The following is a 15,586-nucleotide window of genomic DNA, read 5'->3' as shown; positions in this document are numbered from 1 at the left end:
ACGTCTACAACTGTGTCACCTGATAAGTCAACATCCGCTACTGCTCCTGACACACCATTTAGAAAAGCAATTTGCATGTCGATTAAACGGAGCAAGGCTTCAGCCACATCAATTTGGCCCTGATAAAATCCTTTAATGGCATCTGCACCTTTACCTTGTAAGGCATCATCTAGCTGTACAATATCGGTAAATTCTTTTTTCAGCGAATCTATTTTTTCTCGCAGATCCTTATACGCTTTTACCCGATCTTCCATTGAGTCTACTAATGTCTTTGCCTCAAATACTTTCAAGTCGTCATCTTCCCTCACTTTCTGGTTTTAATTTATAAAAATAATTATTGGTTATCATCGTTCTGTATTTGCATTTAATCGAAAAGTCACACTTATTACATATAACATATTTATCCATTTGAGTGGATCATTTCATATAAATGTAAATGAAATCAAAACCTTTTACTTACAAAATTTTCTCGAATAGGAAATAAATCACAAATTAATCTTGATAAAACCAAGAAAAAAGAACTATGATAAACTTCAATTTTTCATCACTTTTTCCAGCCGAATAAAGTAAGAGATTTACACACCTACCATTCCAAGATGAAATTTGTGAGATTTTCCAGTTAGAAACGTGCTTTACGATGAATTGAAAAAGTATCCTAAAGTATAGTTCTTGTAGAGTTTAAGTTTCCTTTATTACAAGTGATAGCGTTCATAAGATAAAAAGCCGATCTCCCCATTCGGGAAATCGGCTGTATCGATAAAGTTTTTCAATTTTTTCTCAATGAGCAAGTAAGACTGAACGTATTCAACAATTACAATATTTCGATAAACCCTTCTGTTCCATGCACACGAATTCGTTGCCCGTCTTTTATCAGTTGAGTAGCATTTTCAACTCCAACAACTGCTGGTAAGCCATATTCACGTGCAATAACGGCTCCATGCGTCATCAGCCCGCCAACTTCGGTGACTAGACCTTTTATGGAGACAAACAATGGTGTCCAGCTCGGATCCGTAAAGGAGGTGACTAAGATATCTCCATCTTCTAAATCAGCATCTTCCATGTTTAAGATGACACGAGCGCGTCCTTCTATAACTCCGGAAGAAACAGGCAGGCCAATAATAGCTTCGGCTGGGAGATTTTCTCGATTATACTTACCTGTAATGATTTCTCCATCAGATGTGATCACACGTGGAGGGGTTAGTTTTTCATATAATGTGTACTCATCTTTTCGTTTGTTGATGATTTGATCATCAAGTTTATTGGTGCGTACGACTTCGCGAAGCTCTTCAAAAGTGAGATAATATATATCTTCTTTTTCATAAATTACACCCTTTTGTAAGAGTTGATCGGCTTCTTTCAATAAAGCCTTCTTATAAACAAAGTATCGACTAATCATGCCGTATTTTGGATATTCACGATATCCGATGAAGTTCCGGATTAGGTCGATCATACCCTTTGTTTCTTTCGCTTTTTGCTCACCATCAGGTAATTGCTTCAATCGATTTAATAACTCTTGTTCTTTTTTCAAAGCAAGACGCAGTCCTTGCTCGAATTTCCTTTGCTTGGCATTCGGCTCAAAGTTTTTAATGTTACTAAGAATCATGGGAACAAGTGTCGTTGGTTTTTCGCTCCAACGAGTTTTCGTTATATCGATTTCTCCACTACATCGCATTCCGTATTTATCGAGATACGCTATCATTGCGTCTCGGGTTTTTTGTCCACCTTCAAACTTAACTAGTTCATCCAAAAAGTGATCATCTATTACATCTTGTAAGTAATTAATTACTTCTGGATAAGGTCGAATCACATCTGCGACATCCAATAGCTCCAGACCCATTTCTGAAGTAATATTGTTAGGTACAGATTGAGAAAGCGTATCTGCTACGTTTTTTTCACCTAACCACTCCATCATTTTTTCATTGATCCATGATGAAGCATCCATAGCAGCTGTATAAACAGCTGAACTTTGTGGGTCAAATAAAATCTTCTTTAATTCCTGAATATCTTCTAGAATAAAATCCAATAAATCTGATCCTGATTTCGTTTGGATGTTTTGTTTTAACTCTTCTATTGATGTTTGACTTCGATTAATCAAATCAGACACGATTGATGGATTGTTTTCAACTTGTGCCAGTATTTCTGTATTGCCTCTAGCGGGACTCGGTGTTTTATTATCATTTGGCAATGATTTTATAAAATCTCCTCGCTCAATGATGTTCATAAGTGCGTCTTTCATGAGCGGATCGTGTTGTCCCATGGCATTTAATAAAATGTTTCTACTGACAGGTGAAGCCAGTTGATGTGTAACATCAACAAACAACCTTCCACCCGCTATTCGCATAGGTGCAGGAGTCGTTAACAGGAAAAACGACAATCCCAATGGTTTCATGGGATCAGTCATCATTTGTTGGTGACCGACAGATACATAGACGTGATTATCATGGGTCTCCGCTTCAGGGATCGGATATAAAGTCGTGATTGGCCGGCTTTGGACAATATAAAATGTATCATCAAACAAACACCATTCGATATCTTGAGGGATTCCAAAATAAGCTTCGATTTGTCTTCCAATGCGTGCCAGTTGTAAAATCTGTTGGTCTGTAAGTGTTTGAGTCTTTTGCTGATCAGGATCGACCTGTTTTGTCTCTGTTCCACCTTCTTTTCGTGCATATATAGCCAATTTTTTAGTTGCTATCATCTTATCGACGATTTGGTCTTCCTGTACTTTATAACAATCAGCAGATACCAAGCCAGAGACCAGTGCTTCTCCTAGTCCAAAGCTGGCATCAATTGATAATAGCTTTCGATTAGAGGTAATTGGATCAGCGGTAAATAAAATCCCAGAAGCCTGCGGGAAAACCATCCTTTGAACGATAACAGATAAATATACTTGATTGTGGTCAAAACCATTTTGCATACGGTAAATGACCGCACGATCAGTAAATAGGGAAGCCCAGCATTTTCTGATATGCTCCAAAATGGCCTCTTTTCCGAGGATATTTAAATAGGTGTCTTGTTGACCGGCAAAAGAGGCATGTGGCAAATCTTCAGCAGTCGCACTTGAACGTACTGCATAAGCATGTTCCTCGCCAAACTTAGAGAGATAATGAGTCACTTCTTTCACAACATCTGAAGGAATTTCTACTTCCATAATAAGTTGCCGAATCTTACTGGTGATTTCACCAATTTGATCTCGATCTTCTACTTCTAGCCTTGTTAACCGTGCCAACAAAGCATAATACGTTTCGTTTTGTTCGAGTGCTTTTTGATATCCCACTGTTGTAATACAAAATCCTTCTGGTACTTGTATTCCTTGAATTTTTGTTAATTCCCCTAAATTTAAGCCTTTACCACCAACGAGCATTAGCTGTGATTTTTTGATCTCCTGAAAATCGAGAACCAAAGAACTCATTCTACATCTCCCCCTATTCGTTCATGCTCTCTGATTTTAGCAGTGGTTAAGGGGAAGAAAAAGTCTATTTTAACGGTTTTTTACGTGTTATAATTATGTTGGGAAGAGGTCGAAATAAAGTTTGACTTTATAATAAAGTAAGCTTATGACCCCATTCATTTCCTCGAAAGCAGTTCATTTACTCTTTAATATCTTAAAACCAAAATTCAATTTTTCCCCTTCACAAAAAAGTCCCTTTACGGATGCTCTAACGTATTTTATATTAAGATGATTTCCATTGCTTCCAACATTTTCACCCACATTTCAGAGATTCTTTTTAGAATTTAATAATCACCCAAAAAGGGGATTTAGAATGTTCTAATTCTAAATCCCCTTTTCATCCAAACTGATTATCTATAACTATAAAATATTTTTATTAGCTCTCGGCACCAAATAAGACGGTATTTCCTGATGCAATTTCCAAACAAAGCTCACAGGCTTGCTGCCAGAGTGTTTAACATAATCAACTAATCCTAAAAAGATAAAGGAAGAAGTTAAACCATGTTCTTTTTTGTATTCTCTTACAAACAAAGCAAGCTTGTGTCCTGTTTTCTTATGTGTTCGGTATCGGTTAGCAGTCTCGCTGCCCTCTGCTACCTTTGATTGTGATTGCCAATGGAACAAGGTTTCGTTTATCGCATAGTCGTCATAAAGAGTTGAAGGAGAAAAGTCTTTTTCTGATTTATTAAGAGTTGTAAAGAAGACATCTAGACTTTTCTCTTTAAAAAACTTAACTCCTTCTCTAAAGGATGGACTTGCTGTCTCATTAAAGTATCCTAATGCTGCAAGTACTTGTGCTGTTGAATATCGGCTATGTACGGTTAAAGGACAAGGAAAATCAAATTCATTTTCAATTTCCATGGTTTCAAGTGATGAATATAAGTACTCCAGTATTTCTACTATTTCATTCTTAAACTCTTTGATGGAGAATATTGTCCATAGCCCATCTTCTATTGAAGAATAACCTTGTTTTTGAGGGTAATGCTGATAAAACGTATAATAGAACATCGAAAGCATGAGTCTCTCTTCTTCTGTTTTAGCTGTTCCACCATTTATATAACTTATATAAAATTTAATTAGTTTTGCGGAGTTAAGATGAAATAAATTCGGTATCCGACTTGTAATAAACTTTTCATTCTCAACCTCAAAATTCTCTTTAACACCAGCATTCACCATGAAGCGAGAGAAACTTCGATCCCTATTCTTCCCGTAAAAGTCATAAAGCGATAAATTGTAATGCTTTAGAAAATTAGGGAGTGTTAGCTTTAATCCCGTATCCTCTTCAAAATATTTCATTTTGGATATTAAATTAGCTTTTGTGTTTGCACTTGATTTTATATTCCTTAGGATGTATTCCTTTGCTTGTTTCTCTAATTGTACGAAGCACCCTTTAGGAAGATTAAAGAATCCATTTTCAACATAATGTTCAATTGAATGTTTTGTTTTTCCTAAAAGAGCTCTAAATTTCTCTTCAAAGTTATACTCTTTATGGGCTTGTCCGATAAAATCCAAAACGGTTAAACATTCCTTCCCCTCAGCTAGTCGTAGCCCCCTTCCAAGCTGTTGTAAAAAGACGGTTAAGCTTTCCGTTGGTCTTAAAAATAAAATCGTATTAACATCAGGAATATCTACACCCTCATTATATAAATCTACAACAAATATAAATTTAATTTTACCTTTCGTTAACATATCCTGCGCCTCATTACGTAGCGATTGACTAACGTTACCATGTAGAGCAATAGAAGGAATGCCAGTTTGGTTAAAATAATCAGCCATATATTTTGCATGTTCTACAGAGACACAAAACCCAAGTCCTTTAACATCATCAATTGATGTGACATACTTATTAATACTTTTTATGATTTGATTGCTCCTCATGTCATTAGAAGTATAGACATTCTCTAACTCTTTAACATCGTATCCTTTCCTACTCCATTTTAATTTGGATAAGTCTACCGTATCACTTACACAAAAATATTGAAAAGGTGATAATAATTTCTGGTTTACAGCCTCTGTTAATCGCATTTCGGCTGCAATCGTATCATCAAAATAATGAAGAATATCTTTTCCATCCATTCGTTCAGGTGTTGCTGTTAACCCAAGTAAAATTTTCGGCTCGTAATGATTAAGAAGTCTTTGATAGGATTCTGCTGCTGCATGATGAAATTCATCGATAATAATATAATCATAAAAATCACCAGTTGTTTTTTCATATAACTTCTTACTGTTAAAGCTTTGTATACTTGTAAACAAAGTATCTAATGATGATGGAACAAGATTACCTACAAGCATTTCACCAAAATTCGGATCTTTTAAAATGCCGCGAAACGTATCTAAGCTTTGTTTTAAAATTTCCTCTCGGTGGGCAACAAACAAAAATCTTGCTCTATTCTGATTACTCGTATAGAATCGTTTAAAATCAAATGCTGATATGACTGTTTTCCCAACCCCTGTAGCTGCAACAACGAGATTTTTATAACGACCGAACACCTTACGTTCAACTTCTAGTTTTTCTAGAATTTCCTTTTGATAATGAAATGGGCGAATATCAAATACAAAATGCAAATCTTTCTCATTCGTTTGCTTCTTAGATAATGCTTTCCTAAGCAACTCCTGATCTTGTTGGTTCTCATAATCAAATAGTTGAAATTCTTTGTCATTCCAATAGCTTTCAAATGTGGCTTCAAATTTTCTCACAATATCTAGTGAATCCTTCTCCGTCACTTTCAAATTCCACTCTAGCCCAGAAGTTAATGCAGGATTTGATAAATTCGAAGAACCAATATATGCGGTTGTAAAGCCTGTATCTCTTTTAAAAAGATAGGCCTTCGCATGAAGCCTAGTCCGTTCAACATCATAAGATACCTTAATATTAGTATTAGAAAGCTTACTCAATTCTTCAATGGCTTTAAAATCGGTCGCTTCCATATACGATGTCGTAATAACTCTTAATTCTCCACCTCTATCTGTAAATTCCTTCAATTCTTCAATGATGCACCTGACTCCACTCCACTTAATAAAGGAGACAAGCATATCAATTTGATTTGAAGTTAAAATCTCTTTCTTTAACTCCCCAAGCATATTTGGTTCATAATTCGACCCAGTAAATAAGGAGCTTTGGGAAATAGGTGTAAGTGGTCGAACAACTTCATTCTTTCTGATACTCTTTATTGAGTTAAGACGAGAATAAAGAGAAGTAAGAACCTCACCCTCTTCCTCAATTTGTAGGCATTTAAACTCTTCGTCTTCAAGTTTTATACTAAGAAGCTCGATGATCTCATTACAGACTTTAATTTGTTGTAGTAATCCATCAGAGTCTTCACTTTGATTTTCTCTAAGATATTTCAGTGCTTTTCTTGTGATTGTAGATATGTATGATGAAAGAACTTTTCTTGCTTCTTCAACATCGAGTTTTTCTTTTCCTAGTTCGTATGTATCATTATCTAGTTCAATTAGTTCGTTTTTTAGTTTTTTGTTTATTATTTCTTCGTAGATTCCTTGTTTTAGCATGGGGGCACCTCGGATTTAAAAACAGTTTATCCTTATTTTAACAGAAACTGAATCATTTGATCTGGTTTTATTGTAGATAAACTCGAATCCTGAGTCAAAAGTTCTAATTACGATTTAATGATGTATAAGAGGTCAATCTTTTTTCTTTGTGGACATTATTTATGAAAGTAAAAAATGAAAAATTGCTACAAATGCAGGAAAGAGTACCTATTAAGGTACTCTACCTGGTGTATGATACTGGTGGTCGGGATCGAACTCAATTTCCAATGCTGCCACGAAAACATTATTATTCAAGACTCTTTCTTTTAATATTATCCAATGTAACTCCTTCTACATTCTTCCATTCAATCCAACCATTTGCATTCCTACCAAGGACAACAGAAGCTGCTTGACTTGGTGAGGAAAAAAGGTGGTCTTTCTTAAATGTGTATATTCCATTTACATTCGTTACAATGTTATCATTTAGTAGATTCTCTCTCTTCGTTAACAAGTAATTATGTATGCTATTTGATGTTTCCTTTGACATTTGGGAGCCTTCGATAACGACAAAACCTTCTTCATTATATTCACCTTTTGCCTCTAATCCTTTGCCCTTACAAAAGAAGATATTATCTTTCTAAATATCTGGATCATCCGTTTCTTTTGTTTTCCTTATTTCTTCAAATAATGGGTAGCCAAGGGTAGACAATAGTAATTTAATCGTTTTCAGAATATCATATAGATCATACTGTCTCCATTCAGGTACAAATGAACTGGCAGGTACAGTTTGATCAAGTTTATAGCGATTTCTTTCTAGAGCAATTTCATAGGAAGTACGTTCCAAGAATTTCACATCTGATTTTGTAAACTGATTTTGCTTATTATTTGTAACGATGATAACCGCCACATCCCAGAAGTCTTTATCACGATTATGTTGTTTTAGCCGTTCAAAGCAGTTTTCTGCTTCCCCTATATATACTTTAGGATTTGCATCATCATCGTCTTCCCCAAATAGAAAGTTTACTCCTACACTTTTTACTTCAGATCTTTTTCCCACATCATCAATTTTATTGCGAGGTATCAAGATTGCTTGAACAGTTCTATTTGTTATTTCTGCTATTTTAATACCTCTTGGGGATCCAAAAGGTAGAAATATTTGAATTGTTACCTGACAAAATTAACAGTTCCTTTCAAAATATATTAGGTAAATATTACTTCTAATATAATAGTGCTTAAAATAAATCTTTAAACACCTTTTTATTTTATGTTTACATAATAATATTCTAGTAAAACAGCGTGTGGGATATTCATATTTATTATAAACAAAATGAGGACCTATTTTTTCATTTGTTACAAAGGCTATTTGCAAACATTTTGTTTATTATTAACCACATATAACAAATTAGGAAATTATAAGATTTAAGTTAGTTCATATTTCCTTATTTATTACCTTCAATGGTTTCATTATTAATAAGCCTGTATTCCAAACTTAAGCAACTTCTTAGGCAATACATCATCTAAGTTTTTTATATCATCATCATTCAACTCAATTAAATTAAAACCATATTTCTGATAAATTTTTATCTTCTCTTGTTTTCTCTCTTTATACTTTTCATCATTCTCTAAACCCCAAAATTCAATATAAACCTTTCCAACAGGTAAGTAAAAGTCACAGTATACGTCTTCTTCCACTGGCAGCTTTCTTTCAAATGCATGAACTATTTCAGACATGTACAGCCAATTGTCAATTAACATCTCGGCTCTTGAACGTACATAATGTCCATCAGCAGTTCTAAGCTTTGCTTCAAACTTTTCTCTAAAACCAATATTAGTTTGGTTATTCTTAGATTTATCTTCTGTAGAAGATTCACCCAGTATCTCTTTCATTGAATTGATAATACTTTTTTTAGATAGAATACTCGGGTTCCAGCAAACATAGGGAATCCCTGTCTTATCATATTCAAATTGCTCGCCACCCATTAGCTTACCAAGCGGAGTAACTAACCAGCCCTTTACACCTTTTTGGATTAAACCAAGTTCAGATAAGATTGGATTAATTCTAAACTTTGATATTCCAAAGTGATTCCCTAGAGCAGTTGAGGTGAGAAGTTTTGGATTAATATTTACTGTTTTAAAAATGGTATCGTTTTTGATATCTTCGCACCAAGCAATATAAGTTCCGAATTTAGGATGGGATTTTTCAATGCCACCCTTTTCTTTTCCCTTATCAGTTAGATTCCAGTTATCTTCTTTTCTTATTACTAACCCACTCTCTGACAATAAATTAAAAACTTCCTTTGCAGGTAGTTGTAATTCCTTAGAGAGGGCTGTAGTTGATAAATATTTTTTTGTCAATACAATCACCCTATATATAAATTTCTTGTTATTTATACTATCGGTGATATTTTAGATTTTTTTAATTTTTGTTAATTGTATTTTAATAATTTTTAATAATGACTAATATAATATCCCTTTGGTTTTACTACTGATATAATTTACAATACTAGTCTATTTGGGCAACCAGATCGAATCAAACCCATTCTTAATTGAATAATCATACAACATAATAATCTTTTTGGATTTATAATTATTCATTAAAGCCACAATTGTTGTATCCTCTTTTTTATCACTTAATGTCTGGTTTCGATCAATGATTAATTCAAGATAGTTTCTCTTTGGTAACTTATCTCTTTTGGAGCTATTACATTTATTACAAGCTAATACAAGATTCCAAATATGATCAGACTGAACAAATGACCAAGGGATAAAATGATCAACGTGAGTTTCCCTCTTACTATCGGATAATTTCTTACCACAATAGAAACATTCCGCTTGAAAATAAGTTAAAAGGATTTGTTCAAAAGGTTTTAGAGATGATCGCTTTGCAATGCTCTCTACCTTTTCTAAAAGATAATTAATACTTGGTACATCATTTAATTGTTCAATCATAGCTGCCATATGGTAATTTGTAAGGTTCACAAGAAGTCTTTGGTAGTTCAACATAAATGCGTGAACTGAAGGGTTTAGTTTTAGGACTTCTTTTTTATGATTAAACGCATAAAAGCTTCCTCTTGTATCTCCATAAAGTGCTCCATACACATTTACTTTCATTGTTGTCTTAACTTTATTAACCAACTTTACCTGTAATGAGTCATCAATCTTATCAAAAACCATTTCAGAGGGAATACTGTTTTTGATCTGTTCTTCTTTAATAATTGAAACAACTCTAGCGGTTTTGCCACTGTTCTGATTCAATAAATTGTGATGGACAATTAAATTCCAATAGATTTTGGTAAATGAGTAGGCAAGCTGATCATAGGTTATTTCAAAATCTTCATTTATTTGATATAAATTTTCTATTAATGCTTTGATGAGCGCAAATTTATATGTTGAGGATTTGACAGATTTACTGGATAATACGATCGTAAATATTCTCCATATGTCCTCATCAGTTAGATATTTCTCTTTTAGCTCACCTATTTTTAATTTATGACTCAATCCTTCTCCTCCTGATTATTAATCCTTTACATCTATTAGAAAGATCTTTTCCTGAAATCCACCGCGCTTTATGTGTTTTGCCTTTCGAATGTCTTCAACTGCTTCAAAATTAGAACCGTGAACAACCGCCAAACTATGTATGATTTCCAATACATCAGCTAGTTCCTCAAGAGCTTGCGCGTCTGTAGCTGCTTCAAGATATTCGCTAATTTCTTCATTTAATTTTGTTCTCAACTCTTTTATATATTCAGCTTCATTTAATTGTTTTGTTCTGAATTCCTTACCTGAAGATTTTATGATTTCAGGTATTTTGTCTCTGACAAGCTTATTATAAATTGGCATAGAATCCCATCCCTTTTGTATGTAATAACTAAACCTAATTAAAAAAATCCTTTCTAACCATTCCTTAAAAAACTCATTACTTTTACCGGGTGAAAAACAAAACATACCTTATATCGTTATCTCTTTTAGAAATCTCGTCCGTGTAATTAAGCATCTCCTCCAGAGAGCCGTAAGGAGGTTTGCACGAATGCGGTATTTAGTGTAATGATTAAGTAAATAAGAATCATGCTCACTGTATTTTTCGATAAAAGAATCCATGATACAACTTGCTAATGGTTAACTTCATCAAGGCTTCTTTGGTTTCTTAATGTTGTATCTTCTATGTTCATAATATCAACTAGATTGTTTGCGTGGATCATATTGTCACTTCCTAGCATTTATGTAAATATCCCTATTACTATTTTAATACATTAATATCTGATTTTTAACAAAATATGAGGATTTTTGTCAGAAAAATCCAATTTTATTCCTTAGATTTCTTCGATTATACTTAAAATGAAAAATAATAAGAGACTGCTGTGAGCTTGTACACCCAGAACTAATTCACTAGCAATCCCCCCTAAAGGAGATCAACTTCTCTTAACTATTCAGGAATTCGATTTAAAACAGTAGCTTCTTCTTTCTCAGTGAATTCCTTCCTAATTTTTCTGAGCGAAATCTCAAGGTTTGATGAAATTATCTTTATAGAATTTTTTCTTTTACTCTTAGAAAACCTGTTGTTACTCACTGTGAATATTCCAACTGTTCATACTTGTGCTGTTAAATACGAACTCACTCTCGAAGACAAAAGAAAAAACCCTTATTTACTAAGGATTTTGACAAGGATTTAAATCTGGCAATAATTTATATATGGATATCGCGGAAGTTGAATCCCTTTTTAAAACTCAGTGTATTTAGTATTACGGCCATATGCTTTCTCTACTGGGTATTTCTCAATATTCTTCTGAATTTTTTGTTCGATAACTTCCACAAGATCGATACCAGTTTCATTTGCAAATAATAAAGCATAAATGACAATATCAGCTAGTTCATCCTTTATATTTTCAACGTTTTTTTCCAGAGCTTCTTCACTTGTTTTCCATTGAAAATTCTCAAGTAATTCACTTGCTTCTAATGAAAGTGATAACGCTAAATCTTTTGGGTTATGAAACTGTTGCCAATCACGCTCATCTCTAAATGCTAATACCATTTCTGTTAATCGTTTGAGTTCACTCATATTTTCACCTACTATGTTCTTGAAATTTTAGAAGTCGATTTCGTAACGCCTCATCACTAGCATATAAATAAAGTCCTTTTATGCCTCGCTTCATAAGAATATCGACTGAATTTAAAATAATTCGTTCCTTTGCTGCTTCTACATTTTCTATACCTTCTGTACCAGTAAAAGCCCCAACATCTTTATATGCATCAATATTTACGACCAATTGATCTTTATCTTCATCGTAAGTTATTGAAGGGCCTAATATTACTCCAACATAATTTAAGTCAAACCCTTGGATCGTATAAATTGAACCTGCTTCTTCTACTGTGGATTCTCTCTCTGCCCAAGTGTACTTACTGTCAGTTATGTTCCATGGTATTTGATAGCTGCCTCTATCTTCCTTAATATAATAAATGTCTCCATCTTTTTTATGTAAATAATCAAACGTTGATACGACACGACTTAATCCAAAGCATTCGTTCTTCTTTTTAATCGCTTCATGCATTTCTTTAAGTGATCTAAATACTTTAAATTCATAATTTTCGTCAACAGGAAGTGGTAATAATCGTTTTTGTTTGAATTGGTTAATCCATTCAATAACTGAATCATTCGCCTGCATACGAAATTGATTCGATAACTCATAAAAATCAGCATGTGTACTTTTTGAAATTAAATTTTCAAGTGTAATCTCTTGCCACAGGCATTTTTACTTCAATACTTGATCAGCGTCATATACCATTACGACCACTTTCGCAAGCTTTAGTAATTCTTCTAACTGGTTCTGGTCATGGAAATTATTATACGTATCTGAACGTGTTAAAAGTAGATGTGCTTCATCAACTAATATAATATCTACTTTCCTATCTTTTTTCTTTAGTTGATTAATCAACGGAGTAGGCTTAACAAAATTTTTCGCTTTTAAATACTTTAATTGTGACGCAATCCCTTTATAAGTCTTGATCATCTCTTCATGGTTTACAACTAAATAATTTTCAGTATGATAAAACGGTGATGATACCTCTTTCGTGTATTCCTGTAATGTATTAAATATGGAACTTAATACAACGCTTTTTCCAACACCTGCTTCTCCTCTTACGACAAACAAACTACCAAATTCATTTCGCTCGGATTTAACCTGTTCCTCACAAAATTGTATAACCTTCTCTTTTAAATCTAGTTGTTCTAATGATAACTCTTTAAAAGGTGACAATTTAAAGATATCCTTATTTTCGATAACGTGTTGTTCATGTGTAACAACACCTTTTGTAACAAGTTCTTTCCATATATCCTTAAAAATCATCTGTTCAAAATATGGTTTATTATGATAATTATGAGAAAATTCATTCGTCGTTTTACTTTTGTTTTGAAGTTTGTACCGTTCATCACCTAAAAAATAATTGATTAGCTTTGTTTCTAAATGAAATGTCGCAGAACGATTAAACTTATCATGTTTAATTAGATGCATTTGATCCAACTTTTGTCGCTCAGATGTCTTCAAATGTGCACGCATCCGTTTCTTAAAATAAACTGTCTCACCAATATATGCTTCCTACGCATTATTCAATAAATAAATGACTGGATAATTTAAATACGATTCCCTGTTATTAAGTTGATTTAAGCTTTCTTCTTGAAAAGGCCAAGTAACAATCTCTACCTCTGACATATATACCACCTTGATATCATTTCTAAAATTACATTCCTAAACGCAATGAAAAAGTTGCCAAAAGTGGCAAGGTATTGTTAATTATATCACTATTTGACTAATAACTCTTTTTTTGACTGCCACCAATATACCTTTTATAACAAACAATTAGTTGACCACTCAAAAATTTTAATTCTATTTATAAGAAACAGAGGGACGGTACTTAATCTAATTTTCTATCAACTTCCACAAAATTCGATGGTAACTGACACCAATCCACTATTCCTTTGTCAAATTATATCTAAATATTTGGAAGCGTTTCCCTTGCACTTCTTCCTCTTACTATGTAAAACTAGTTTTGTAAGTGTAATATTTTGACACTTATTTTTTCTTGTGTCGACCATTACATAATACAAATCATGAGGAGGAATAGCATGAGCCAATTAGTAGTTCAATTAAGAGAAAGAGTAGAAAAGTTTCTGAATGGAAAGAAGAAGCTCTTTATTAATGGAGAGTTTGTGGAAAGTGTTTCTCAAAAAACATTTGAGACATATAATCCAGCTACAGGTGAAGTGCTAGCACATGTATTTGAAGCAGGGCCTGAGGACATCGATTTAGCTGTTAAAGCTGCTCGCAAAGCCTTTGATGAAGGTCCATGGTCTAAGATGGGAACTGCTGAGAGAAGCCGCTTAATGTACAAGCTGGCAGATTTAATGGAAGAACATAAAGATGATTTAGCGCAATTAGAAACATTAGATAATGGTAAACCAATTAGAGAAACAACGAATGCAGATATTCCTTTAGCTATAGAACATATGCGTTATTACGCAGGCTGGACGACAAAGATTGTCGGCCAAACCATTCCTGTCAATGGCCCGTATTTTAACTTTACCCGCCATGAGGCTGTTGGTGTAGTTGGACAGATTATCCCTTGGAACTTCCCATTATTAATGGCAATGTGGAAGCTGGGAGCTGCTTTAGCAACTGGCTGTACAGTCGTATTAAAACCTGCAGAACAAACACCTTTATCTGCCCTATACTTAGCAGAATTAGCTCAAGAAGCTGGATTCCCGGCAGGTGTTCTAAATATTGTTCCTGGTTTTGGTGAGACGGCAGGTCAACCGCTAGTCGATCATCCGCAAGTAGATAAAATTGCCTTCACAGGATCAACTGAAGTTGGAAAGCTCATTATGGAAAAGGCTTCTAAAACGTTAAAACGAGTCACACTTGAATTAGGAGGAAAATCTCCGAACATCATTTTACCTGATGCAGATCTTACACAAGCCATTCCTGGTGCATTAAACGGGGTTATGTTTAACCAAGGACAGGTTTGCTGTGCTGGATCTCGCGTGTTCGTTCAAAAGAAACAATTCGATAATGTTGTGGCAGACATGGTGAGTCATGCAGAAAAAATTAAACAAGGATCAGGAATCCACGCTGATACAGAAATTGGTCCACTTGTTTCGACAGAACAACAAAACCGGGTATTAAGCTATATTGAAAAAGGGGTAAATGAAGGTGCTGAACTATTAGTAGGTGGAACAAAACCATATGAACAAGGTTACTTCGTATCTCCTACTATTTTTGCAAATGTGAATGATGAAATGACGATTGCGAAAGAAGAAATCTTTGGTCCAGTCATTTCAGCTATGCCTTATGATGATATTGATGATCTGATTGCTCGTGCAAATAATAGTGAATATGGACTAGCTGCCGGGGTTTGGACAAGGGATGTAGCAAAAGCCCACTATATTGCGGAAAACCTTCGTGCGGGAACTGTATGGGTAAACTGCTACAATGTCTTTGATGCTGCATCACCATTTGGCGGTTACAAGCAATCGGGTATTGGCCGTGAAATGGGATCTTACGCTTTAAACAACTACACGGAAGTTAAGAGCGTTTGGATTTCTAAGAAATAAGCAAATGAATGATTTATGAAAATGGCAATGTTTCTTCAAACATT

10 protein-coding genes and 1 pseudogene are annotated in these 15,586 nt (G+C 34.1%); 1 reads left to right on the top strand and 10 read right to left on the bottom strand.

What is annotated here, in order from left to right; translation table 11 throughout:
• From AC4GZ8_RS03390 to AC4GZ8_RS03345, 10 genes and pseudogenes are all read right to left on the bottom strand, one after another.
• Window positions 1-290 (bottom strand): T7SS effector LXG polymorphic toxin (locus AC4GZ8_RS03390; protein ID WP_491080385.1); only part of this gene is annotated, 290 nt, incomplete at its 3' end.
• Between the two features lie 521 nt (window positions 291-811).
• Entirely contained in the window at window positions 812-3,412 is a 2,601-nt protein-coding gene (gene ppsA, locus AC4GZ8_RS03385) for a phosphoenolpyruvate synthase (RefSeq protein ID WP_491080384.1), read from the bottom strand.
• A 399-nt stretch (window positions 3,413-3,811) separates the two neighbouring features.
• Entirely contained in the window at window positions 3,812-6,961 is a 3,150-nt protein-coding gene (locus tag AC4GZ8_RS03380; protein ID WP_491080383.1) for a DUF3427 domain-containing protein, read from the bottom strand.
• Window positions 6,962-7,247: 286 nt separating this feature from the next.
• On the bottom strand, window positions 7,248-7,568 hold the full coding sequence (locus tag AC4GZ8_RS03375; RefSeq protein WP_491080421.1) for a DUF4357 domain-containing protein: 321 nt from the start codon (window positions 7,566-7,568) through the stop codon (window positions 7,248-7,250).
• Between the two features lie 9 nt (window positions 7,569-7,577).
• Entirely contained in the window at window positions 7,578-7,997 is a 420-nt protein-coding gene (locus tag AC4GZ8_RS03370) for a GIY-YIG nuclease family protein (protein WP_491080382.1), read from the bottom strand.
• Between the two features lie 410 nt (window positions 7,998-8,407).
• Complete coding sequence (locus AC4GZ8_RS03365) at window positions 8,408-9,304, bottom strand: glycerol kinase (protein WP_491080381.1); 897 nt, start codon at window positions 9,302-9,304, stop codon at window positions 8,408-8,410.
• 144 nt (window positions 9,305-9,448) lie between these two features.
• Window positions 9,449-10,438 (bottom strand): HNH endonuclease, encoded by a 990-nt coding sequence (locus AC4GZ8_RS03360; protein ID WP_491080380.1) that lies wholly within the window; start codon window positions 10,436-10,438, stop codon window positions 9,449-9,451.
• 18 nt (window positions 10,439-10,456) lie between these two features.
• Window positions 10,457-10,780 carry a pyrophosphohydrolase domain-containing protein gene (locus tag AC4GZ8_RS03355; protein WP_491080379.1) on the bottom strand — a complete coding sequence of 108 codons (324 nt, stop codon included), beginning with the start codon at window positions 10,778-10,780 and terminating at the stop codon, window positions 10,457-10,459.
• Window positions 10,781-11,657: 877 nt separating this feature from the next.
• The gene (locus AC4GZ8_RS03350) at window positions 11,658-11,996 is read right to left on the bottom strand and encodes a nucleotide pyrophosphohydrolase (RefSeq protein ID WP_491080378.1); all 339 of its coding nucleotides are present in this window, start codon (window positions 11,994-11,996) and stop codon (window positions 11,658-11,660) included.
• A gap of 4 nt (window positions 11,997-12,000) precedes the next feature.
• Window positions 12,001-13,281, bottom strand: a pseudogene (locus tag AC4GZ8_RS03345) (DUF2075 domain-containing protein).
• A 776-nt stretch (window positions 13,282-14,057) separates the two neighbouring features.
• Between AC4GZ8_RS03345 and AC4GZ8_RS03340 the strand changes: the two are divergent.
• On the top strand, window positions 14,058-15,542 hold the full coding sequence (locus tag AC4GZ8_RS03340) for an aldehyde dehydrogenase family protein (RefSeq protein WP_491080377.1): 1,485 nt from the start codon (window positions 14,058-14,060) through the stop codon (window positions 15,540-15,542).
• Window positions 15,543-15,586: the final 44 nt, after the last annotated feature.

Source organism: Metabacillus sp. RB-C-LZQ-3-1, assembly GCF_058315175.1.
Note: the sequence above shows the minus strand (reverse complement) of the source record. Positions and strands in the feature narration are given on the sequence as shown.

What these genes read in the sequence shown, in the direction of transcription:
- ppsA (WP_491080384.1), bottom strand. Translation starts at nt 3,412, where the DNA reads ATGAGTTCTTTGGTTCTCGATTTTCAGGAGATCAAAAAATCACAGCTA.
- AC4GZ8_RS03380 (WP_491080383.1), bottom strand. Translation starts at nt 6,961, where the DNA reads ATGCTAAAACAAGGAATCTACGAAGAAATAATAAACAAAAAACTAAAA.
- AC4GZ8_RS03355 (WP_491080379.1), bottom strand. Translation starts at nt 10,780, where the DNA reads ATGCCAATTTATAATAAGCTTGTCAGAGACAAAATACCTGAAATCATA.
- AC4GZ8_RS03350 (WP_491080378.1), bottom strand. Translation starts at nt 11,996, where the DNA reads ATGAGTGAACTCAAACGATTAACAGAAATGGTATTAGCATTTAGAGAT.
- AC4GZ8_RS03340 (WP_491080377.1), top strand. Translation starts at nt 14,058, where the DNA reads ATGAGCCAATTAGTAGTTCAATTAAGAGAAAGAGTAGAAAAGTTTCTG.